Annotated in this window: 2 protein-coding genes; one reads left to right on the plus strand and one right to left on the minus strand. The window is 68.7% G+C overall.

Translation table 11 applies throughout. From position 1 onward, the window contains the following. Positions 1 to 53: 53 nt before the first annotated feature. Positions 54 to 599, plus strand: coding sequence for a hypothetical protein (locus IE145_RS33080; protein WP_189529112.1), 546 nt, complete (start codon positions 54 to 56; stop codon positions 597 to 599). On the opposite strand, the gene IE145_RS33085 is transcribed toward IE145_RS33080, so the two are convergent. Beyond that, positions 556 to 1,347 (minus strand): IS5 family transposase, encoded by a 792-nt coding sequence (locus IE145_RS33085; RefSeq protein ID WP_189529113.1) that lies wholly within the window; start codon positions 1,345 to 1,347, stop codon positions 556 to 558. The two genes, IE145_RS33080 and IE145_RS33085, sit on opposite strands and share 44 nt — an antisense overlap. Positions 1,348 to 1,554 lie beyond the last annotated feature (207 nt).

A 1,554-nucleotide genomic window follows, 5' to 3' on the forward strand; every position in this document is an offset into this window, starting at 1 on the left:
TGATCCCGTGGGAGTGGTGGCCTGTCGTGTCATCGTTTCTGGGGAGGCCGTGGATGCCGTCGGTCGTGGGGTTGCTCGAACAGCGTGAGCTGGGTGCTCGCCGTCGTGTGGATGAGCTGCGGGAGGAGGCCGACCGTGTTCAGGCCGAGCTCGCCGTGGCCGAGCGGGAATGGAAGGAGTGGGTCATCGCCCGCTCGCGGGTCGGCGAGGTGCTGGGTCCTGTGGACGAGACCGCAGATCACGATGAGAACGAACAGACGATGCCGGCCCAGAAGCGGGCCGAGGAGGCATCCTCGGCGTCGATGGCAGCGAAACCGAAGTCGCAGGTGCCGATGTGGCGCGAGGGGCTGGATGCGTCGGTGCTGTCGGTGGACTACCAGCGCATCCTGCAGGCCCTCACGGACCGGCATCGCCTCCGTCAAGGGCCGCTGACCTGCCAGGAGATGGCTGTCTTGTTCGGCCTGGATGCGGTGCCGGCGAAGGTGGAGGCGCTGCGGTCAAAGGCGAAGAGGATGGTCGCGCGGGGCTGGCTGGCCGAGCGGCAGCCGGGCCGGTTCACGCTCGCGCAGGACGTAACCGGGTCAGGCGGCGGGTCATGATCATGGTCATTGACCAGTAGATCATCGCCTCGGCGCTGGTGGTGGCGCGTTCGAAGTCGCGGACCAGTCGGCGGGTGCGCATCAGGTGGGCGAAGAGGCGCTCGACGATCCACCGCTTGGGCAGCACCACGAAGCCGCGCATGTTGTCGTTGCGCTTGACGATCGCCAGGACCAGGGCGAGCGTGGCCAGGCAGTGCTCGACGAGGCTGCCGGTGTAGCCGCCGTCGGCCCAGACGAGTTCCAGCCGGTGGTGGGCGTCTGCCACCCGCTCAAGCAGCACCTTCGCGGCGGCGCGGTCTCCGATGTCCGCGGCGGTGACCATCACGTCCAGCAGCAGGCCGAGGGTGTCGACCACGACATGCCGCTTGCGCCCGTTGATCAGCTTCCCGCCGTCGAAGCCGCGACTGTCGGCGCCGACGACGGCGTCGGCCTTGACGGACTGCGAGTCGATCACACCGGCCGTCGGCTCCGCATCCCGCTCCGCCTTCTGGCGGACCCGGTCGCGCAGCCGGTCGTGGAACTCCCTGACCAGCAGGTGGTCGCGCCAGCGGCGGAAGAACGCATACACCCGGTCCCATCGCGGGAAGTCGGCAGGCATCGCACGCCACTTGATCCCGTTGTCCACCAGATAGCGCACCGCGTCCAGCATCGCCCGGTGACAGTACGCCTCCGGCTGCCCTCCCCGGCCCCGCATCCAGCCCGGCACCGGCAGCAGCGGCCGGACCACGGCCCACTCCGCGTCCGTCATGTCCGAGGGATACCGCCGAACACGCTCCGGATGATCGGCCGCATTCCCGAACCGGTGGACGACGCAATCACACGACGGAGCAGCCGAGTTGAACTCAACCGGCGCGAGCACGTACAACTGCGGCAACAGGGTCTCCTGGATCTCGGTCGGCTTCGCAACCCCGAGCTACCAAGAGGCCCTGCCTTCATGCCCGCGGCCAGCCGCGAT

Source organism: Streptomyces sindenensis (assembly GCF_014649035.1).
Lineage (GTDB): Bacteria > Actinomycetota > Actinomycetes > Streptomycetales > Streptomycetaceae > Streptomyces > Streptomyces sindenensis.